Origin of the sequence: Halapricum desulfuricans, from assembly GCF_017094465.1 — an archaeon.
Taxonomy (GTDB): domain Archaea; phylum Halobacteriota; class Halobacteria; order Halobacteriales; family Haloarculaceae; genus Halapricum.
The window spans coordinates 123,477-144,927 of the sequence record NZ_CP064792.1 but is presented as its reverse complement, the minus strand read 5'-3'; the positions used below and the strand labels follow the sequence as shown (position 1 = coordinate 144,927).

The window sequence follows — 21,451 nt, the reverse complement described above, 5'->3', positions numbered from 1 at the left end:
TGATGACAGTCGCTAATGGTCGGCGAAAGGCCGAACCATGCCTGTCGAGGTCGAGTGCGATTTCTGTGGTGACACAGTTTCGAGACCGCCGTCAGTAGTAGAGCGCGCGGACCACCATTTCTGCGATAAATCGTGTTACGGAAAGTGGCAGTCTGAACAAAAGGACAGCAGAATCGTCCTCCAATGCGACTACTGTGGGACGAAGTTCAAACGATACGAGAGATCACTCAAGGACGATCAAACGAACCATTTCTGTAGCTACGAGTGCAAGGGAAAGTGGCACATCGACAACCGACCTGAGACAGAATGCACGTACTGTGGCGAGAAAATCACGCGAATTCAATCTGATATCGAATCATCTGAGCGCCACTTCTGTAGTCGAGAGTGCAAGTGGGACTGGCAGCAAGAGAAAGCTACCTACGACTGGAAATCGACGCCGAACTATGGACCGTTGTGGAAAGAGCGGCGTGAACAGGTCTTAGAACGAGATGATCGAACCTGCCAGGGGTGTGGCCGTAGCGAAGACGATCTCGGATATACGCCACGAGTGCATCATATTCGGCCATTCTCTGAGTTCGACGAGGATGAGGTCGAAACAGCTCACGACCCATCGAACCTTGTCTCGCTCTGTGAGCCTTGCCACACCCAGTGGGAGGGTATCCCGCTCCGTCCGAAGCTAATCTGATGGCCACCCCGTGTGCGAAATGACTCTGCTGGAGGTGTCAAGAACACACCCCGTGTGCAAAGTGAATTCGTCGACGATGTTGAGTCAGGACTCCCCGTGTGCGAGATGATTTCGTCCTTCTCCGAGGACCCCGTGTGAGAGATGAATTGATTGACGAGTCGAATGAGAGGACACCCCGTGTGCGAAATGATATCCTGCATACTGTTGTCAGACAAACCTAGTTATTCTAATAATATGCCACAGGAGGGGCAGCCACACCCCGTGTGCGAAATGAATTCGGTACCAGATCCAGTGCCTCCCTGCGTCAGTTTCCGTCGAAGAAATCGTCAATCTGTGCATTGACAACAGACTTGATAAGTTCTGCCTCCTGCTCGGCATCTTTAAGTCGGATATCAGTCTGGAGGGTTTCAGCTACCACTTCCGGATCGTCGATAAACGTGTACTCTTTATGGACGCCACTTCCGTAGCCCCTCCCGCGCTTCTCAGATGTCACGAAGTTGTAGGTCTCGGCCTCACTCATATACCGTAAGTAGGAATCACGCGACTTTTCATCAGCATCTAAGTGGTCAGTGAGGTACTGATACACTCGGTATGCGACAGTACTAGGAACGGCGTTCAAATTGCGCTGTGAATAAACAGGGACAACCGCGGTGGCATAGAGCGAGAGCTTCTTTTGTGTCGATAGGCCCTGCATCTGGGTCAGCGTCCGATCCCGTTCGGCTTCTTTCTGAGCGTCTCGAACGTGCGCTTCGCAAACTGTATCTTCACCCTCGCGATCTGCGATCTCGCCCGCCTTTCGGAACAAGTCGATTGCCTTGCGGGCGTCACCATGATCTTGCGCAGCAAACGCCGAACTGAGTGGAATGATGCCGTCCTCAAGGACGTCGTCTTGGTACGCGTCACGGCGCCGTTCGAGAATTGCCTGCAGCTGATTCGCATCGTAGTCAGGGAAGACGATGTCTTGAGGGTTAAAGGAACTCTCTGCCCGGCCGTCGAGATCCTCCATAAATCGAGGGTCGTTTGTGAGCGCAGCGACAGACACGTGACCCTCAATATGACCGAGCTGCGAGGCTCGCGATAGCTGGTAGAGAAGTTTCGAATACGCTGGCTCATCGTTCGGGTCCCGTTGTCGACCCACCAGAAGATCGATCTCATCCAAGATGATGATGACCGAGTCAAAGTTATTGCTCAAAATCTCGTAAAATCGAGTGAGTTTCTGGTCAGTCGAGATCCCGCTCGCAGGGATGCCGACATCGACATCGGCCTCGTCAGCTGCGTTTTTCGCGAGCCGATAGACAGCCCGGTCGTGGGATTTGATTGTTTGACAGTTGATTTTGATGACACCGAACTGATCTCCTTGCGAGTTCGCAAGTTCGAGAACCTGCTGGCAGACCGCATTGATGATAAGCGACTTTCCAGTCCCTGACGGACCGTACAGGAGCATATTAGGTGGGCGATTCCCCTGCAGTGCCGGCCGTAGGTAGGTGATGATGTCTTCCAGTTGTTCATCACGACCCACAATCCGGTCCTCGTCGATGACAGCATCTGGGTCAAGGAGACCCTTATCTCGAAACACGGAGTTCTGAACACCTTCTTGAAGACGGCCTTTGATGGATTGTGAAAGGGATCGTTGATCGTCGCCGTCGGCCATATCTACGCAGTTAGGTCGAAACCATAAATAAATATGGGGAACCGTGTACGAGGTTAAATTAGGCGAATTCTGTCGGTAGAAGGTGTTTAGAGAGGGGGGATCAGACGAAACCCGTAACCGTGGGCGAAATCAATTAGTCGTAATAGCCCCCCGTGTGCGATATGAATTCCGGAGAGCTCATTGAGCAGTCGCCGATGCCGAGACGCGTCAGAAGAACTCGGTGGAAGCACCCCCCGTGTGCAAGATGAAATATCAGATCTGGTCTCGATCCGGATAGCACCGGAATATCTCTCGGCGAGCCCCAGAAAGATAGGATCTTGTCGGTAAGTCACCCCCACACCCCGTGTGCGATATGAATTTGACGAGAGGGTAGGTAGGGACGAACCATTCAAGGAACTCGGGATTCAGCCAGAGAAACCATGAGAAGACGTAGAACCAACGATAACGTCTATCCCATAGGGGAGTAAAACCACGGATAAGTTTAGTCGTGTCACGAAACACACTGTTTCGTTTTGATAGACTCTAGTGCTAGTGCGGCTTTGGTTGACAGAGTGGCTATATAAAGGTTTCCCTGAAACATAGCTTATCCTGATATTGTTGTCTTTGAGTCTTCTCCTCCGTGAAATCATGGATAACTGGTGTCCTGTGGTCTCTTCTCCCGATCACCCCCTCCCGTCGTCTTCTTGATTTCATATCGCACACGGGGTGTGGGGGTTCGACCTCGTTTGCATCCTAGTTAACCAACAACCGCCCGTATTGACGCCGGCGTGTTGGTTAACCATCCTCCGTGTTCGCGAATGCCGTCAACTTCGGCACCTGCGTCTCCGCGAGTTCTCGACGGATTTTCGAGCGATCCCAGCCCAACGGCGACAGCACACTCTCGACAGCTCTGACGAGTTGTGTCTCGTAGTACGACGCATCGTACGACTCGATCTCTTCGTGAGCCAACGCAACTCGCTCTTGCGAGCTCTTCTCGTCGTCGACGACCACGTACTCGATGTCCTGTCCTGGGTGGACAGTAAGGTCTTGGTCCCGGGCCCGCTTCAGTGCCGCCACATTCTGGGTATTCTGTGAGTAGCCTTCCATCGGCTTGGAGACACGGTTCCGCTCGACAAGCCGCTCCACTGCTACGTTGCCCGTCTGCAGTTCGTCGATTGTTCGTTCGAGACGTCCGAGCACCGCGTCCGGTGACCGCGTGGCATCGAGCCGTTCGAGATAATCCCGCTGGACGTCCTCAATGAACGGTGGGGTTGAACGCTGTCGGGCTTCGATGCCCCTGATCTTGAAGTCGTCCTCGCCGGCGACCTTCCCGAAGTATTTCGTCAGCGCGCCGGCGTCGCTCTCGCGCTGTGGCACGAACGCCACCCAGTCGTAGTGGGCTTCGTGTTCGAGCCGAATCTCGACGCGGTCGGTTATCTCCGTCGCGAGCGTCTGGAGGTCCTCGCGGTCATCATCGTCGACCTCAGGGTCCGGGGTCACCCAGATAGAATCGACGATCCCGTGAACGACGCGCCAGCCGCCAGCTTCCAGCCGCTGTTTCGCCGTCAGCAGAATCTCGCGAGCGAATGCGTTGATTGCCTCGTGGCACTCGATGCGGCCAAACTTCGCGTTGCTGAATCCCTGATACCCGAAACTGGCGACGAGGATCCACTTCAGCGCTCCCGACCGTCCCTCGAGTTCCGCTAGTCGTTCCTCGTCAGGGTTGTCCCGCTGTTTCTCGCGACGGATGGCCGCCTTGATCTCGTCGCGAGCGTCGATGATCGGCTGCAGCACGTCGACAAGGTAGCCCCGGTCGTCGCAGATCGAGTATCCGAGGCCGGGGACGTCGTCGCGGTCGCTGTGACAGTCACACCGGATAACGTCCGGCGAGACGTTCCGGGTACAGATGATATTCGGGTACAACGAGGAGAAGTCGAGTTCGTGGACGTTCTCATGGAGGCCGACCTCGGGGGCAAAGATGAACCCGCCGCGGTCGGCGTCGTGGAGTGTTCCCATCGGCTTGTAGAACTCGTGGCGCCAGGAGTGCCACGGGACGAGGACGCCACGGTTGTGAGCCTCGCAGATCTGGATCGCCGTGAGCACGTTCCCGATCGACGCCCACGCGAGCTCCTGGACGGGCTTTTTCGAGCGCGACACGAGGTCGAGGACACCGTCGAGATTCGTCTCCCCGTAGAAGAACGTGTTCGACTCGTCGATGATTGCCCGCCCGGGGACGTTGTACCGCGCCGGTGAGTGACCGACGCGGCCGTAGCTCGAGTACGTCGACCGACTCGCGAGCTGCTGGTAGTCGACGTCCGGCCACCGACTCAGCGAGAAGTCGTCGACGCCGGCGTCCGTCGCCATCTCGTACAGGGTCGGGACGATCTCGCTCGTCGAGCAGACGAGGACGTCCGGATCGTGTGCGTCGAGCGCCCCCTGGACGGCGGTCAGGATATCCGTCGGCGAGCCGGTGACGGTGTCGCCGGCGACGGACAGCTCCCCATAGACGTCGTTGCTCGTTTCGGTCACCGGAACGCTGAGCCGGAGTATCGACAGTTCGATCGCCGGCGTCGGATCGGCGCCGGTCTCCAGACAGTACCGGAACTCTCGCGAGAAGTCGACGTTGAAACAGGCGAGATCCCCGACTGGATACTCCGACAGCTGGCGAGCTTGCCGGGCGAGTGGGGTGACGCGGTCGATGTGGGCGACGTCGACCGCGAGAACGGTCTCCTCGTCTCGTCGAAACCCGGGCCGTTGCGTAACCATCTCGGTCGCGACGATGTCCGGGTGCTGGTCGTACACTGACTGGAGTGTCGTGAGGTCGAGGTCGGTCTCTGGGTCGCGAGTGGCGACGTAGAAGCGTGGGGTGTAGTCATCGCGCTCGATCGCGACGGCCCCGTCGACGGTTGCTTCCCACTCTAGGACGCGGCCGTCTTTGAGGAAATCGATGGTGAACGGCATCTGTGAATTGTTGAGCCTCCTTCAAACTCAACGATCCAGTAGTGGATAGGTAGCGGCGTGTTGTTTCCGTAGTTCGGAGAACGACTTTGGTTGCACCGCTATCGGGATATATCTCCCCATACGTCTGTCTGAAACCATTTCCGGGATGACTTCCGGAATCTATCTTTAACCAACAGTTGTGGAGAGTCCAGCGAATTTGTTGGTTAAACATCGTGATGTTGGAAGACCCTCTCTACTAATATATTTATTGTCAATAATTGTGTGCAAGATAGAGAGCGCATATAATGCAAGCAGTTCGATATCACTCTCTCGGAGTCGCACCATCGGGTTTCGGTGGCATCACCCTGTTGTCCGGGAGGTGGACGTCTCTCCAGCAGTTTAAATTATAATTAAATTGAAAGTTTATCTATGCGTGTCTCTCCCTGGATGCAATCGACGTCGTCAACGACATCGATCTCGTGGGCGTCCGTCCGCGTGAATACGACGGCTGCAGTGTTCTCATCGACCTCGATTCGTCGTCGCTGTCCGGTTCCTCGTGGACTGGCACATGAAGTCATATTCGGACGGTCGGTACAAGCGCTATTAGGTGGACGGCGCGGGTGTCACAATGAATGGGAGATATCGATATCTTCGGGAGTTTAGACTCTATATGTTGGCGATAGGCCAATGTCCGAAAGCGTCCGCAGTGGTCGATTTTGATTTTGGGCTCGGTATATCTGCGTCGTAATGGTGTACAATTTTTATATCCCACACAACATCTTCTGTCTATGTCAGACGAACTTGGTCCCAAGTCAGTACTGCCAGATATGATTCACGAGACATTGAGTGAGGAATTTCCCGAACTGTTTGGATCAGATCCATATCGGTGTGCTATCTGTGGCGAATACATCCATTCAGAAGTAACCAATCCCGAAGACATTGATCTAGAAAATCCTGAAACGCTGGTCATGGCGGTAGAGCTACCGCCAGAGACGGTCGAATTGATGGAAAACTCCGGCGAAATAGACGTTGCAGAAGACACCGAGTCTATTCGCCTCCAGTTCTGCAAACACCACCTGACAGCGTTGGAAGATTGGTACGGTAAGCCCGGATCCGTTGTCTTCTCATCGTTCGACGCCCAGTATGTAGTTCAGAAATCATCAGATCGGCCCTCCAAACGGAACAAATGGGGACAGAATCGACTCAGAGTCGCGCGAGAGACTGTGCGAGGACGAGAACTCATGTCCCAAACTGAACTCCTCAAGGAGAAAGAGCTGCTACAGGCGACACTCCTCGTTGCTGCCGTTGATCAATATGGTTTTGACTACGGGCCTGTAGAAAGAGCGAAGAGTTCGTTGTTCAGCGAATTTCGCGATCGAGGTTTTCAGGTCTCCTCACCGGAGCACGGCTTTCTTGACGTCGAACTAAACCTCCCGGAATTGTCTCAGCGCGTTTTGGGTTCGGTATTTCTGCTTCCTTCAGACGACGATCGGTATGAAGACACCCCGCTATCAAAATACGAAGCTGGTCCTGAACGATCTGTCTCGAATACTCGATACTATTCGATCCATCGCGACAATTACTACGAATCGGCCTACAACGAGTTTGAGAATGTTATCTATGTCGGATTCTACAAACTCTCGGAGAGGAACTCTTGGATCTGGTATCCTTTCAAGGAGGATTATTCCGACGAATTCGGATCCGATGATCGTCAATATTTGACTGTTGAGGACCCAACTGACAGTTCTCCACTTCTTGATCTCGATGACTTTGGCGCTGACCTACTGGACGTTACTGAATACGAGAATCGTGTCGAAGAGAACTGGGAGAGTATTCAGCAGAATCGGCCAGCTACGGGACGTGCTCGGGACTACATCCGCAAGTACTTGGAGTAGACCTTGACTTGTCTGGACTGACTACCAAATTCGGCGGCTTTCAAAGGCGTAAACTCTTTCCGACGTAGGAAGCACCGACGTCGAGAATCAGAAACAGGACTGGTTGTCGAATGCCACTTCGGGTTCCTGATAACCTCTAAGGGACTAACGTCGTAGGTATCCTATCGGCCCTCCGTAACTGCCTGCTCCATACCGACAATCTTCGAGCCCAGTTGAACGCAGGTCGCGGTCCTCGGCGTTGCTTTATCCACCCTCTATATCTTGCAGTACTTTCCACAACTACAATCATTCCAACATTTTCTTCGGGCATGTCTCACTTTCAGGCGACGGGATCCAGCGATTTCATCGAGAAGTCTGATTTCGAGCAGTATCGCTCAGCTACATCCATGAGGGCTCTCGTCCGACGGATATCGGCCACATTATGCCGTACAACCGGTTCAAAATCGCCATGTTCCCACGAATCGACGGCCTCGCCACTATCATTGAATGGATCAAGATCACTCAAGTCCTTGCCAATTAGCTCCTCGTAAACTGCCGTAAGAGATGTCTCAGTTGTATTGAATCTCGATTCGAAAACGTCTATGAGATCGATGTATGGTAGTCCATGGAAGGGCCATTCGAGATCGTGAGCATTGAGCCGCGTCCGGACGAACGGAAGATCGAAGCCCCCCTTCCACGTTTCGCCGTTGTAGGCGACCAACTTGATCTCTTGAGTTGTGAGATTCGATTCGACAAACTCAGTCATTGCTTGCAAGAGTGCTGCTTCGTTCTCATGTATTGAGAGAACAACGGGTGGGCTCATCTCATCGTGAATCCGGTCCTTGAGAGTCCTGGGGTCTCTACGGTCGTCGATATTCAGAAACACTCGTGAGCTGATTTCGGCGTCGAATCCGATGACTGTCACTTGGTCAGTCGTCTGGAATCCGGTCGTCTCAATATCGAAAGCAACCGTCTCTAGGTTTGTCATCAAGTCTCACACTCCCTAGTTTCGCCTCCAGATTCTAGTAAGTCATCGTGTTCTAATGCCTGTTCTATATTCTCCAGTCGCTCTTCGTGGTCGTCGAGGCGCCCCTCCTGTTCGAGATCGATGCTGAACAGCGCCGGCAGCAGGGGATTCTGGTGGTTCAACAGCCCGCTCGCGTCGGCGTGCTCGCGGGCGTACTCGAACAGCCGATCGAAGCGCGGCTGGTCGCGACGCCGCAGTGCCCGGCGGAACTCCGCCCAGCGCTCTTCGATGGCCCGCAGTGCATCACGGTACGTCGGGTTCGTTCGTCCCATTGCTATCGGCCTCCTGTACCGCACGCCGTCCACGCATCGAGCAAGGGGTCCGCAGTGGTCGCCACCGTCTCACCGTCAGCTGTGACGCCTGTCCCGACACCCTCCGGAGTCGGCGTCGACGGCGTCGGCGTTGTCGGTTCCACGCCGACCTGCGTGGCGCGTGCCGCGAGCAGCTGCCGCCAGTACGCGAACGTCGTCTGGTAGTACTCGCCGTCGTCGACGGGATAGACGAGCGTCTCGAAGTCTTCGCCGACGACCCGTGGCCCCATCCGGGTCTGCTCGCACTCCAGGTGGTGGTCGGCAGCCGTCGCTATTGGTTCGGTGAATTCGTTTCGTTCGTTTCGCGTAACGAGCACCGGGATGTCGTACCCCTTGGCGTAGGTCGCCAACCGGGCGAGAGTTCGAGCCTGAAGGGTTTTCGCGTGAGTCTCGCCGAGGGTATCGTCGGCGCGGTACTGGGCGTCGACGGCCGGCGCGACGATGAGGGCGGGTGTGTGGGGCGACGTGTCCTCGTCGCGATCTGGTGCCCGTCGACGGGCCGCCCCGGAGTCGGTGGTGGACATCTGGATCGACTTGTTCACTGCCGTCGGGAGATCACAGACGGCGCCGTAGTGCTGGTAGGCGGTAAATCCGCGGGCGACGTGGATTCGGTTGAGCAACCGTTGGCTGGGCGCGATCTGAGCGAGTGTCGTCGTCGTCGCGTGGCCGTTTGCGTCGACCCAGAAGGCGGGCCCGTCGTGTAGGAGGAGATGGTCGAGCACGAGCGACTGCAGGATCGGGACGCCGCGGCCTCCCTCGACGTCGAGCAGCGTGATGCCGTCGCCGAGTGACGGCAACAACATCTCGTCCGTAGCCGGATCGGCCTGGTCAGCAAGGGACCGATTGCGGTCAGCGCCCCGTGTTGGCTGGTCCACCGCCAATCGGTTCGACGTTGAGTGTTCTTCCATATCCGACTAGAGGTCCACATTCCCGATAAGCCGCGGCGTGTCGCGTCCGCGTTTCAGGGAACTCGACTTGATCCCCTCCAATCCCGGTACAGTCCCGAGTAGTCTCCGTTTGGATCCTGTTTCCGAGAATAGTTCCTGAATCCAGTGTTCTCCGTGTTAACCAACATCCGCCCGTATTGACCGCGGCGTGTTGGTTAATCTCTTTCCTCCCAGCGTCGACGAAGACGAGTACCGCGAAAACAAGGACGAGGAAAACAGCTCGGAAGGCCTCAATAAAAATCAAGGATAGGAGGACGGCGAAAGACAAGAAAAGCAGCCTTCACTAAACGAGATATAGGTGTCACACGATCTCTTTCCACGTTGAATATCCAGAGCGGCTCGGCAACGCGAAAATCTGTACAGAAGCAGGTAAGGGTGCTTTCTGACTTGGCGGAAGATAGGCTGCTAAAAGCACCGGTCAACCGAGATCATTCTCGCCGTGTTTCGTTACGAGAATTGAGAGAGGCCTTCCGAGAAGTACAGGATAACCCGTAGCCGAGTATCTTCGTTCCCTCTCCTTGTCTATTACCGGGAGTAGAAACCCGGTTCGACTGTTTTCTTCTAATCCGTGTCTTGCCCCTTGGACTCAGCACCACTCGTGAGATAAGAGGTATCATCAGCGAACTCGTCCTTGACGAGGAGAATCCGGATACCCAGTATCGCCTCGATCTTCTTCTGGTTATCATACATATGATTAGAATCTACTGTAACAACCTTGTCCAGGAGGCCTCGGTCCTTCATGAATGCCGCATCGCATAGAATAAGACGATCTCGATACCCGACAAAATCTAACTGTCTTTTCTCCATCTCCCAGTCTCCATCCTGCTCCGGAGCCATCTTGACCCGTCTCTTCAGACGGTTCTTCTTATTTCTCGCCTGGGTCTGAATCGTGTCACAAAGAGCGTCCATCGCTTGGCGAGCAACCTTGGAGGTCAGATCTTGATCGCCTATCTCCTCAGATAAGAAATCCTCAAGATTGGGTCGAATGTACTCGTCGATCAAGCTTTGAGGGAAGACATTCTCCTTGATTCGAGCTTCAGTAATGAACAGGTCCACGAGAGTGTCTAGGTCAAGCTCGTCATCATCATAGGAACGGAGCTTGATGTCTAGATTGCCCTGAGCTGCTCGAACGGTCGAGAATTTATCACCGAATCGGCCCTCCTCCGTTTCCCAATCGATGTCCGCCGTCTCCACAGAGTTTGAGTCGGTCCTGTTGCAGTATTCGTAGACCGCGGTTTGGCAGGTATAGAGAGTATTGTCTGTGTCGAACAGCCTTTCTGATTCAGTTCGCCACAGGTCGTGGAGGAAAGTAATTCCAACAATTGGGCCGGTGTCAAGGAAGTACCTAGCCATCTCTATTAGATTTTCACGTCAAACTCTAAGTGAGGAGCAACGAATGCTTCCGCTGCTTTGATCGCTGCTTCACTTTCTCGAGCATTTCTCCGGGCCTTCTGCTTTTCCTGCTCAAGTAGAAATGATCGAAGTTCCTCTTTTGTTCCTTCTATACTATCGACACCCAGCTCTTCGGCGACCTCACTATGCGATAATCCACTGTTCTCCCGACATGCCAATTCTAAGCAGAATAGCCTCCAGAAGGTTTCAGAGATTCGATGTGCTTCATCGGGATCGTAGTCATCGGAGTCGATTTGAGCACTGACTAATCGGTACCAGATATACAAATCATCCTCGTATTCCGGAAACTCATCCAGTGGAAAGCTCTCCAGAAGATCATACACGGTTTCTCTGGTCCGTGCCTCGTTTTTCCCACCGTCGAGAGTCATTTGACCTGTGTCGGCAGCCGCTGTCAATTGCTTATCCAGCTGGCGATAGTGTCGCTGCACGTCATACGGAGCCTCTTCATACATCTTGTTCGTGATACCGTCAAGCCCGAGATCGTAGTAATCGTCAAGAGCTCTGCTAATAGCTTCTTGACTGCGTCGAAGGACTCCCTCTGACACATCGATATCATCGAGATCTAGATTGCTGGTTACTGAGGAACCGCCATCACTGATGTCCACATTAATATTTGAGTTTGACGTTGCGACGACTGCTCCATACATATACCAGAATTTAGGGACCTGAACTGGCACTCGCTCCTGCTCAAGTTCTTGCTCAACGAAATAGAGGACTTTGTGGAACGCCTTGGGCTTGAGTGAGTCTCCGTATTCATGTTCTTCTAAAAGGACTGCTACCAATTCTTCCAGGTCCAAGGCGTCCTGCATATGATTTCGTATGAAGGTGTTGAGGTCATCGTGTATAGATTCTTGGGAGATAGAATAAAGGTGGAGAAGGGAATTTGTTCAATCGGTACTAATGCCATGGTTCGATCATGAAGGTGGAAGTGAGGCAAGTTTCCATACAGGAGAGAAATACAAGAACCGGATAGCCGAGTATCTCCGGGCACGAGGGAACAGTATTGAACGGCGATCGGACCACCACGCCACTACGGAGGATCTAGCTGCTGTAGGTATCTCTGAGGATTTCTATTGTCTGGACGCAGAGAAAGTTAGCAGTGAGTTTGAGAAACGGATCCGTGTAGAAGCCAAGGCAGGCGAAGTTTCACGTTTAGATGAGAGTTTCGTCACTGAGCTCGCACGTACCTTTCTCGACTATCATGAACAGAGCCGAGAGTTCGAATATCATGTCTACTCTCCTCATTTCCAGGCCCCTGATAAGTGGAAGCGAATTTTCAAGCCACGAGTCAGCACAGACGATGCGATCAAGAACTACTATGATGAGGTTGTCAGTAGGCATGAACTGAATGACCAGGAGACGGAGAAATTCCGCGAATATGAGTTTGAGCACTTCAAGCGGTTCTTAGAAGACGTATTTATCCACCGCGCTGGCTGGGATCGCCTTGAGCAAATGACGGAAGACGAGCAGTCAGTAGATCGATCAAAATGGGATTTCTATACGAAAGAGAATAGGCCCTATGACCGTCCAGAGACGCTGATCCCTAACTTCCTCAAACTTGAGGAGTATCCAGATTATATCTATGTTGGCATTTGTACTGCTGATCGCCATCGGGATGTGTATGAGGCAAATGAGTGGTATTCTCCAATTTGGATAGAGGGGGATGAAATCTACAGTCTAACCCCTCCAGAAGAGATGGAGGATTCTCTATTGAAGTTCATCGAGACAGATTCCATCAAAGAACAGAGGTTCGATCAGTGGCTGGAAGATGTCGAAAAAGCAGATGAGATCGCTAAGAGACTGTTCAACCGCTTCCTAAAGAAGAGAGGTGTCGAGAACTACGATACCTGTAAGCTGGTGAGGCACGACTACGAAAACCGGCTAATCTTCCAACACAATCCGGACAAAGACAGCGTAGAAGAAGACGGACCTGAGCAGACGTTTGTAGAGGGTTGGAAAGTTACCATGGAGAGGGGGCGTTCTATCGCTCACAGATATGGAATTCCTCAATTCAGACAGTATGATGGTGACTTCTATGTTTTCGTCGAAACCGGATGGCTATTCTCAGGGAGAGGCTACGGAAACAACATAATTAGCGGAGATCAGGCGAGCAAGCTACACGATGATTTGCAAAGTGACGGATACCACCGGCCTAATAATTTCAAGGCTCAATTCCGCCAATGGCGCTCGTATCTTGATTTGACCGAAGATCCCCCACAGAATCAGTCTCTTTTCGAAGACGACGAGCGAGATCACCCTCAGGCAATGTACTTCTCTGAGATAGATGATTTAGAGGTCCGAAAACGACCACCAAAAGATACCAGTGAGAGAAATGAGCTCATGTCGCCGGAGGTTGACTCATACTGATGTCTGAATTTGAAATCTCTCGCTTACGTGAACCGGAGCTAGTGTTTGCCGGTGGGGAGAAAGCAAAGGATCCGCGTGCTGGCCTTCTTGAGTACGGACCCTGTCCACCTCGCGATGGCTCCGATCATGAGATCGTTCGGATAGGGATTGTTGGAGACAGCTGGTCGATATCCGCGGTCCGAGATCTTCTGGAAGAGATGCGGCACGGCGTCCTTCCAGAGGGTTCAGACAGAGAGAGATGGAACCAGCCGTTTCCGGGACTCGGTTCAGAATCAGAACTGCAGATGTCCTACGATCAGCGTCAGAAGTGGCGTAGTGAGATTGAGGGAGATCACGTCGACGCACTCCAGGAAGTCAGAGATGAGGAGCAGCAGGTGGAAATGGCGTTGGATAATATCGAATATCACATCGAGAACGTCTGCTCGACCACTCCCTCACCGGACGTAGTTATCGTAAGCATCCCTCCAGATTTAGTAGAGATCCTGACGGGCGATAAAAAGGGAGGACGAATTAGGACCAAGGACACTGACTTTAGAAGCCGGATTAAGCTGCTTGGGATGCTGAATGAGACTCCAACTCAACTAATCGGGCCAGATACCCTCCGCGACGAGGATGTTCAACCACGTCGTGAAGTGGCTTGGAATCTCGCTGTGGGACTACTGTACAAAGCTCGTCGAGGCCGTCCTTGGAAACTAACTGAGCTGAAGTCGAGAACCTGCTATGTGGGTGTGTCTTTTTACGATGAACGCGGAACAGATCCCGATACTAGAGCCTCAATTGCGCAGGTGTTCATGGAGACCGGGGAGAACTTCGTAATCCGGGGCGACCCTGTCAAAGATATAGCGAGTGACAAGGACACGGGAAGAACCCATCTGAACCGTGAAGATGCTAAACAGCTTATTGAGACAATCTTACGGCGCTTTGGTGACCGACAAGGTGAGATGCCGGAAAGATTGGTGATTCATAAGTCATCTAATTTCTGGGAGAAAGAGACGGAGGGTTTCAAAGATGGGTCCTCTGAGGTCGCTGCTCGGGATTTCATCACGATCCGCGAACGCCATCCGATTCGGTTGTTCAGTAATACTCAGTACCCGCCTTTGAGAGGGACTGTCGTTCTCCCTCCTGGAAAGAAGGAGTACTATCTGTACACCAAGGGCTTTGTTCCAGAGATTTCAGCGTACGACGATTCAGGGATGCCAAAGCCGATCGTTGTCCGACCACACAGTGATGTGCAATCTGCATCTTACCGAGAGATCTGTGAAGAGATTTTATCGTTCTCTAAGCTGGATTGGAACAGCTCTGATTTCTGCAAAAAGCTCCCTGTTACAGTTGGAATCGCAGATGCAGTCAGTGATATTCTTGCTGAACCACTAGCTGGTGAGCTTCCTGAAGAGATGTTCCCCTACCACTATTACTACTATATGTGACCTCTTCTCAGGAAATATTTTGAACGGTAGCTGGCTCTTCGAAGTCCTCTTCTCCACACCATCGACAGTTGTCCAAACGGCAGTCTTCCATAATCAAGGCCCCGCAGCTGCAGCACTGTTCCAAGTCTTCGTTCAGGCCGAGGTCGGTTCCTGGTATGACGGTGGAGATTGAGTCAGCGCTTACGAGGAGAACTGCGCCGTGGTTCTGGTTCCAGAACCCTCGTTCGTATCCTCCGGATAGATTGACTCGGACACTGTTATCGATGTGTTCCTCGTTTAGTTTCTCGGAGGTATTGATCCGCATAGTCCAGCGAAGCCGAGCGTGATACGTGATTCTGTAGTCTGTTCCGTCTATCCTGACGTAGTCGATCGTCTATCTACCTCCGAGTCTTGGGAAAACTCTGTAGTATATTTCTTAAAACTCGTTTTTTAAAGCCTGAGTTGTTACGAATCGGTGTCTCCATCATCGTCTCCCTGACCATTATCGCCTCTTTCGACTTCGATCTCTGCATACATTCCGCTGCCCTTCGCCCGGTCCAGATAGATCTCTTTGTGGAGCTCCAGCCACTCCTCAAACGGATAATCTGGATCAGAAACTGGCCGTACCGTAGAACCAGTCCGGGGAAATTCAACAGGATCTATCTGACCTGGCAGAGAGTCGATTCTGGATTGAACATCCAAGTCCTCACTGAGGATCTCATCAATGGTTTGCTCCATCAGATCTTCCGAGACATCGTACCTGGCCGCGGCACGGAAGTTCGACATCAGCTGGTTACCGACCTCAGACTCGATGTACTCAAGATAGAGAAGGGTTCCGAGCCATTGCCGCAGCATTTCATCATAGCCAGATTCTTCAAGCGTTGAGATACCCTTTGCCCAGCCACTACCAGCACTGCTCCAGTCCACGATATCCTCACCGTGTTGGACTTCATACCGGATGAACGCAGAGGTGATCTCTGCCATCGAAGCATAGCAGCTCCACAATGCCCATTCTTCAGGCGAGGTCCAGTCATCTTCTTCTCTCCGAGAAGCTCTCCTGAAGAGATCTAGGCTATCGGCTTCGTCCGGAGCACCATCTACTACTTCCTCGAATACCTCCGGAATGTACTTCAGGGAAAGGGAGGTGTACGGCAGTTTTCGTCTTTCTGTAGGCCCTCGTCTTACCACTGATTGTGCGGCTCGCCAGCCAAGGATTCTGGTTCCTGTCCCGGCGGTATCCCACAGCTCAGCTTCAGCTGCCTCTTTAAGCAATTCACCCGATTCATCGACTGCTTCCTTTCGGACGTTCTCCCCGGTCGTGCTGAAGTCTACGTTGCTGACGAGTTTACCGAGGCCTTGCGAGGTGTGTATTGCGACTGGTTCGAGTTCTTGTTTAACCGAGTTGCTTCCTATCGAGGAGAGCGTGTCGACGGCTTCGGAGCCGGCTTCTTCCAGGTCTTCGTCGACGCTTTTCTCTCCAGCACTTGGAAGCCTATTCGTACAGAGTTCTTCGAGAGAGTCACCTACCGGGGTGTCGTCCTCGACTTGATCTGTCGATACCTGTTTCAGAAGCTCTTCGACTTGGTTGTCGATGACGTTGAGAGCTCGTGTTGCAGCGGGTACGTCCCTGTCATCGATCGCGGATCTGACGATGGATACTGGAACGAGGAAGGGATCTGTTTCGGATGGGTCGTTGTCAGCGGCTTCGGCGTCGGCTATTATCTGACTTGGTGTGAGCTCTTGCTTGACTCGTTTGATGATTCCCTCGGGTGTGGTCTGTTCCAGGGTTCTGTCGACGAAGAAGTACAGCAAAGCAAATGAGGCAGATGCGAGGCCGAGAGCGACAGAGGTCAAGAGTCTGAGTGTGAATCGTGAGACGTGTGTGAATGCGAGTAGGCCGATGATGTCGGCTGCGAGTGAGGCTGCGAAGACACCGACTGTTTTCTTGTATGCTCCGTCGGATCTGAACAAGTCGGCTAACCTGGTGGAGTATCTTGATGTTGAGAGTTGGATTCCGAGGATGACAACGGAGAAGACGATGGCAAAGACCGCTGCCTGAATTGACGCCAGTGTTGAGAGGACTTGCTGGCCGTTACCTGAGAGATCATAGTTCGTGAGTTCTGCTGCGAGTATAGATACCCCAGCAACGACAGCGAAGATTGCTGGGACTGGCCAGCGGAGCGGTTCCTTCATTCAATCGGGACAATGTTACCGGCCTGTCTTATCTACACGGGGTTTGGGGAGCAAAATGAGCAGGATATCACCGATCCCCTTCCTCTATTGTCATTCCATCTCGGACTTTGCAAGATTGTCGTGTCCACTTCCCGTCCTCGATATTCGGGCTTCCATCATCCCCAAACTGTCTCCATAATTCGTCGAGGACTGGTTCAAGGCCTTCAATTACTTGTTCACTGCCAATCTGCAAAGTAGCGTACTCCGTCGTATAACGGTCGGTGTCAATAGTCTTCGGAGAACGGTGTAAACTACTGCCGAGATGGTCCGGCGTTACGAGCTGTACGTCTCCTGTATCAAGGAGTGAAACAAATGCGAAGGCTGTTCCCGAGAAACCCATCTTAGACAGGTCCATCATCGTCTCTCTCGCTGCCAGTATAATCGCAGCATCAAGGCCTATCCCGACACCGTCTTGGATGAAACCTTGCAGCCACAGATCTTCGTATTTCTCGTGGAAAGCGGAGACAGAGGCAGATTCATATAGACCATCGTTCCTCAGGACAGCGTAGGCGTGGTGTTCTCCGGGAGATCCACCTCTGCCGTATGAAATCGTGTGCTTCCCTTTAGACTCGCCGTAGTTCTCCCTTTCTTCGAAAATAATGGATGGGTTTGGGAGATCGCCTGACCGGTTCTTGCTCTTGGACAATACGCCGTTTGGGATGATGTGTAGTGCAATAGCTGGGCCTTCGATTAGCTCGCTTGCGTATCCATCACGGGCCTGTAACTTGTCAAGTCGGTCGCTGCACAGTTCTTCGATTTCTTGGATGTGGTCGTGATCCTTCTGTAGATCGACGTCTAGAAATTCTTCGGCCAAGTCCTGACTGTTCTGCCGTAGTTCTCCGAGAATCTCTTCTCGGTGATGGATCCGCAGTTTCCAACCGTACCCTTCTCGGATCTCATCCTGCAGATCCAGTTCCTGCCTGCCGCCCACATCTTGGTTAGTGACGAAAACGAAGAGGTCGTAGTCTTCTCCTCTCTCCTCTTCCAGTTGTTCGACCTTTTCGGCGTCACTACGGAGCTTACGTCTCCAGGTTTCTTGGACGCTGGCGTGGGCGATACCTTCTCTACCACCGATTTCGACTTGGCCGTCCCATCCTCCATCAGGGCCGGAACTCCCGCTTTCGTGAACCTGGTATCCCTGTTCACGTAGATATGCCATAGCAAATTTCTCGAAAGGATAGCCTCGGAAATTGGCGAGGGCAAACTCGAGGTCGTCCATATACTCTTTAGTTTGCTTTCCCGGTGACAAAATGGTTCGCAACCCGTAGGACGCTTTCTCTGCTACATCCCCTTCATCGCTATCTGTAGCACGTTCTGTGCGGCACGGTAGATCACGACGCCAACTTCGAATGGGCGTGGGAGTCCCGGCCCTATCTGGTCCCCTCGTCAGGGTTCTACGAATGGAAATCGCCGAACGGCGGGTCGAAGCAGCCCTACCGGATTTACCGGGAGGACGACCCTGCATTCGCGATGGCCGGCCTCTGGGATGTCTGGGAGGGGGCCGACGAGACGATTTCGTGTATCACGATTATCACAACGGAGCCGAACGACCTGGTCAACTGCCTCGGGGTCAAGCCCCGAGGCTTGTCAGTGGACTCCCGCTCTATCCGCGCAGGGCGGAAGGCATGAAAGTGCCATTCGCGTTCAGCGTCCCTGACTTGAGGGCCAGTTGACTGGTGGCCCGTCCAGCACCAGACTTGAGCCAGTGCTGGACAAGCCGCCACCCGATATTCCGAGCGGCGTTATAATCGGCGTGGAGTTCCTTTCCACACTTCAGGCACTCGAACTCGTCACCATCACGGTTGTCCTCGTGGGTAAATCCGCACTCGTCGTGACTACACCGCTGTGACGTGTAGGCAGGGGCAACATCGTCTACGTCGATGCCGTACTCTTCGGCCTTGTATTCGACGTGGCGTTCGAGTTCGCGGAACGCCCACTGCTGGAACTTGCTGGCGTTCGAGATACGCCTCCGTATGTGTTTCAAATTCTCGAACGCAATCGCCGTGCAGTCATTCTCCACGGCCTCCTGCACAATCGCTTTCGAGACGCGGTGGAGGTAGTCCGCACTCCACCGAGAAAACCGTGAGCCGATGCTCTTGATGGTGAGGTGCGCGGAGCGAGTGCCTGTCTGTTGGAGGTTGCCGCGCCGACGTTCATACTCGTCGCGTTTGTGGTTGAGGTAGTCTGCATTACCGAGGAACGCTCCCGTGCTGGTGACGGCGAGGTATCCGTCCACGTTCAAATCGACGCCGAGAACCACTCCGTTCTCGGGTTGCTGGTCGCCAGAATCAGCGGGTTCGACTTCTTTCTCGACTGCGACGTGGAGGTAGTACGTGCCGTTACGTTTGTGGAGCGTGGCTTCCTTGCGTTCCCAGTCGTCCGTCCAATACTCCGCAAACGGCGTCCCTTCCTCGTCTTCGGGTGTGACAAACTCGGCGGTTACGCGGTCGTCCACGGTGGCGAGGGTAACGTGGTCGTCGTTGTACGTGATGGTGCGTCCGTTGTACACGACGACACTCCCTCGAAACTTGGGCTTGCTGGCTTTCTTGCCGTCGTCGAGGATGCGGTCTTTGCAGGTGTCGAGGGCGTCAGCGGCAAGGTTGCGGGCGGATTGGACGAGACTGGCTTGCAGACTTGTCTGCTCCCGAACCTCTGCATAGGTTTGTTCGTGGAGCGTGTTCTTCGTGTCCTTGATCTGTGTGGGATCGTCACTCCATCCAGCGTCAGCAACGTGTTGGGCCGCTTGGCGGAATTGCTCGAACGTCTCGTTGAGGACACTGTGAGCGTCCTCGGGAACGTCGAGCTTGAGCTGGATGTTGCGGACGACCTCCATACTTCATTAGTATGCTTAGTGATACTTGAAGGTATTTACAGCCAAGGGTGTCGGCTTCCTCCCTGCCCTCAAGGGTCAGGGTATCCGCCTCGCAATCACTATGAACTCAATCCACGACCGGATGCCGGTCGTCCTCCCGAAGGACGCTGAGTCCGACTGGCTCGCTGCAGACCCGGACACCCGCAAGGAACTGTGCCAGCCGTACCCGAAGGACGATCTGGACGCTTACGAGATTTCGACGCGGGTCAACAACCCCGGCAACGACGATCCCCAGGTCATCGAGTCGCTAGACCACGAGCAATCGGGCCTCGGCGAGTTCCATTCCTGATAGCTGACGGCATCACGGTCACTGCATCGGAGACGCAGCCGCCGAATCGACGAGCGAGTACTCTCGATCTCGACTCGTCCCCTCCGCCTCGAGGAGGTTGTACTGCTCCATCTTCGAAAGGTACGTGCGGACAGTCCGTTTCGTCCGTGGGTCATCGACGTCCTCGGTATAGCGCTCGTGAATTTCGCTCGGCCCGATCGGACCGTGCTCGCGAACGATGTCGTAGACGACGCGCTGGTGCGGCGTGAGTGAATCGAGGCTCTTCTGCTTGATTTGGGCTCGGGCATCCTCGGCGGCGTTCAGGAGAATGTCGTCGGTGATGCGCTCGTGGTTCTCGCGATCGGCCTTGCCGGCGGCCGTTCGGAGGATGCCTATTGCGAGGCGGGCGTCGCCGGCGGCCGCGTCGGCGATCCGGTAGAGCTGGTCGTCGGTGATGACGTCCTCGTCGAGCCCCCACTTCGCGCGAGCACTCAGGATGTCGTACAGCTGCTCGTCGTGGTACTTGTCCATCCGGACGTGTTCACTCGAACGGAGCCGACTCACAAGCCGGTCGTCGACGCGGCTGAACAGCTCCTCTTCCTTGTTCGCGATGCAGATGATCGCGAACTGCGGGAGGCTGTGGAGATCGTAGATGACGCTGGGGTCTTCGAGCTGGTCGACCTCGTCGAGGATGACGACGGTTCGCGGGCCGTCGTGCTGCTGAAGCCGGTCGATGAGTTCGTCATGTGGAGTCGACTGGCGGTGAATGTCGATCGTCGAGCCGAGTTCGTCGAGAATCTGGTAGAGCGTCCGAAACCGAGTGTAGTTCCGCCAGCAGTTGACGTAGACCGTCTCGACGTCGAGGACTTCCTCGCGAAGCCGTTCAGTCACGAACTTCGCGATACAGGTCTTGCCAGCGCCGCTGGGCCCGGTGACGATGGCGGTGTCGGCCGGTTCACCGTTCGCGATGGGTTCGAGGACGCTGGAGAGGTGGTTGACCTCTGCGTCGCGATGCTCGACTTCCCGAGGGACGAACCCGGCTCGGAGCACACGAGCATCGCGGATCATCTCGTTCTACCAGATCGGTTTCCTGGCGAGGAGTAAAAAGATGGCCGGGTTGTTTCCGGAAACCTCGCTGTCGGATCTCTGATGGCTATCGCGATTCCTGCGCTGTTGCTCGATTCTGTTTGTGGAAATTCGAGTCTTCCGGGAATTTCCGGAATTGGCCAATTCGTTGACTGCTAACTTGGTTGCTAGGCGCGCCCTGTATCGTGACCACCCGCTATCTTGAAGACGAACAGTTGACGCTACTGGCAAACCTTCGGGAACGTCCTGCGGAGTGGGTCGTACCCGGCTCGCACCGCTAGGGCGTGCGGTCTCTCGCTTCACCGCTCTGGAAGTCAGTGTCCACTGTCTCCGCCAGCGAGACGATACTCTCGTCGATGTCTGAAATAAACTCTCTTAACCGCCACTCTTATA

The 21,451-nt window shown here is 53.9% G+C and carries 16 protein-coding genes and 2 pseudogenes; 6 read left to right on the top strand and 12 right to left on the bottom strand.

Annotated features, from left to right (window positions below):
* The first annotated feature begins 37 nt into the window (after nt 1-37).
* Nucleotides 38-685, top strand: coding sequence for an HNH endonuclease (locus tag HSEST_RS14310; RefSeq protein ID WP_229123049.1), 648 nt, complete (start codon nt 38-40; stop codon nt 683-685).
* Between the two features lie 304 nt (nt 686-989).
* On the opposite strand, the gene HSEST_RS14305 is transcribed toward HSEST_RS14310, so the two are convergent.
* Nucleotides 990-2,336 carry an orc1/cdc6 family replication initiation protein gene (locus HSEST_RS14305; protein ID WP_229123048.1) on the bottom strand — a complete coding sequence of 449 codons (1,347 nt, stop codon included), beginning with the start codon at nt 2,334-2,336 and terminating at the stop codon, nt 990-992.
* Nucleotides 2,337-3,110: 774 nt separating this feature from the next.
* A complete protein-coding gene (locus HSEST_RS14300; RefSeq protein WP_229123047.1) occupies nt 3,111-5,276 on the bottom strand; it encodes a type B DNA-directed DNA polymerase in 2,166 nt (721 codons plus the stop codon).
* 767 nt (nt 5,277-6,043) lie between these two features.
* Here HSEST_RS14300 and HSEST_RS14295 point away from each other — a divergent pair.
* On the top strand, nt 6,044-7,150 hold the full coding sequence (locus tag HSEST_RS14295) for a hypothetical protein (RefSeq protein ID WP_229123046.1): 1,107 nt from the start codon (nt 6,044-6,046) through the stop codon (nt 7,148-7,150).
* Between the two features lie 319 nt (nt 7,151-7,469).
* On the opposite strand, the gene HSEST_RS14290 is transcribed toward HSEST_RS14295, so the two are convergent.
* The 5 genes from HSEST_RS14290 to HSEST_RS14270 all read right to left on the bottom strand — a co-directional run bounded on the left by HSEST_RS14290 (nt 7,470) and on the right by HSEST_RS14270 (nt 11,636).
* Complete coding sequence (locus HSEST_RS14290; RefSeq protein ID WP_229123045.1) at nt 7,470-8,117, bottom strand: ribonuclease H-like domain-containing protein; 648 nt, start codon at nt 8,115-8,117, stop codon at nt 7,470-7,472.
* Nucleotides 8,117-8,428, bottom strand: coding sequence for a hypothetical protein (locus HSEST_RS14285; protein WP_229123044.1), 312 nt, complete (start codon nt 8,426-8,428; stop codon nt 8,117-8,119). Before HSEST_RS14285 ends, HSEST_RS14290 begins: the two co-directional genes overlap by 1 nt.
* A gap of 2 nt (nt 8,429-8,430) precedes the next feature.
* On the bottom strand, nt 8,431-9,375 hold the full coding sequence (locus HSEST_RS14280; RefSeq protein WP_229123043.1) for a hypothetical protein: 945 nt from the start codon (nt 9,373-9,375) through the stop codon (nt 8,431-8,433).
* Between the two features lie 600 nt (nt 9,376-9,975).
* On the bottom strand, nt 9,976-10,767 hold the full coding sequence (locus tag HSEST_RS14275) for a hypothetical protein (RefSeq protein ID WP_229123042.1): 792 nt from the start codon (nt 10,765-10,767) through the stop codon (nt 9,976-9,978).
* 5 nt (nt 10,768-10,772) lie between these two features.
* A complete protein-coding gene (locus HSEST_RS14270; RefSeq protein WP_229123041.1) occupies nt 10,773-11,636 on the bottom strand; it encodes a hypothetical protein in 864 nt (287 codons plus the stop codon).
* A 91-nt stretch (nt 11,637-11,727) separates the two neighbouring features.
* Between HSEST_RS14270 and HSEST_RS14265 the strand changes: the two genes are divergently transcribed.
* Nucleotides 11,728-13,194, top strand: a complete 1,467-nt coding sequence (locus tag HSEST_RS14265) for a hypothetical protein (protein ID WP_229123040.1) — start codon at nt 11,728-11,730, stop codon at nt 13,192-13,194.
* On the top strand, nt 13,194-14,621 hold the full coding sequence (locus HSEST_RS14260) for an argonaute/piwi family protein (protein WP_229123039.1): 1,428 nt from the start codon (nt 13,194-13,196) through the stop codon (nt 14,619-14,621). Before HSEST_RS14265 ends, HSEST_RS14260 begins: the two co-directional genes overlap by 1 nt.
* A 7-nt stretch (nt 14,622-14,628) precedes the next feature.
* Here HSEST_RS14260 and HSEST_RS14255 read toward each other — a convergent pair whose 3' ends face one another.
* The 3 genes from HSEST_RS14255 to HSEST_RS14245 all read right to left on the bottom strand — a co-directional run bounded on the left by HSEST_RS14255 (nt 14,629) and on the right by HSEST_RS14245 (nt 18,051).
* Nucleotides 14,629-14,925, bottom strand: a complete 297-nt coding sequence (locus HSEST_RS14255; protein ID WP_229123038.1) for a hypothetical protein — start codon at nt 14,923-14,925, stop codon at nt 14,629-14,631.
* Between the two features lie 140 nt (nt 14,926-15,065).
* Nucleotides 15,066-16,793 (bottom strand): DUF2254 family protein, encoded by a 1,728-nt coding sequence (locus HSEST_RS14250; RefSeq protein ID WP_229123037.1) that lies wholly within the window; start codon nt 16,791-16,793, stop codon nt 15,066-15,068.
* A 67-nt stretch (nt 16,794-16,860) separates the two neighbouring features.
* The gene (locus tag HSEST_RS14245; RefSeq protein ID WP_229123036.1) at nt 16,861-18,051 is read right to left on the bottom strand and encodes a restriction endonuclease; all 1,191 of its coding nucleotides are present in this window, start codon (nt 18,049-18,051) and stop codon (nt 16,861-16,863) included.
* 95 nt (nt 18,052-18,146) lie between these two features.
* On the opposite strand from HSEST_RS14245, the pseudogene HSEST_RS14240 reads away from it, so the two are divergent.
* Nucleotides 18,147-18,398: pseudogene (locus HSEST_RS14240) on the top strand (SOS response-associated peptidase family protein); the annotation flags it as partial.
* 37 nt (nt 18,399-18,435) lie between these two features.
* Here HSEST_RS14240 and HSEST_RS14235 read toward each other — a convergent pair.
* Nucleotides 18,436-19,665, bottom strand: a complete 1,230-nt coding sequence (locus HSEST_RS14235; protein ID WP_229123035.1) for an RNA-guided endonuclease InsQ/TnpB family protein — start codon at nt 19,663-19,665, stop codon at nt 18,436-18,438.
* A gap of 100 nt (nt 19,666-19,765) precedes the next feature.
* On the opposite strand from HSEST_RS14235, the pseudogene HSEST_RS14230 reads away from it, so the two are divergent.
* A pseudogene (locus tag HSEST_RS14230) lies at nt 19,766-19,993 on the top strand (SOS response-associated peptidase family protein); the annotation flags it as partial.
* An 18-nt stretch (nt 19,994-20,011) separates the two neighbouring features.
* Here the strand turns inward: HSEST_RS14230 and HSEST_RS14225 are convergent.
* Entirely contained in the window at nt 20,012-21,040 is a 1,029-nt protein-coding gene (locus HSEST_RS14225) for a Cdc6/Cdc18 family protein (RefSeq protein ID WP_229123034.1), read from the bottom strand.
* Nucleotides 21,041-21,451 lie beyond the last annotated feature (411 nt).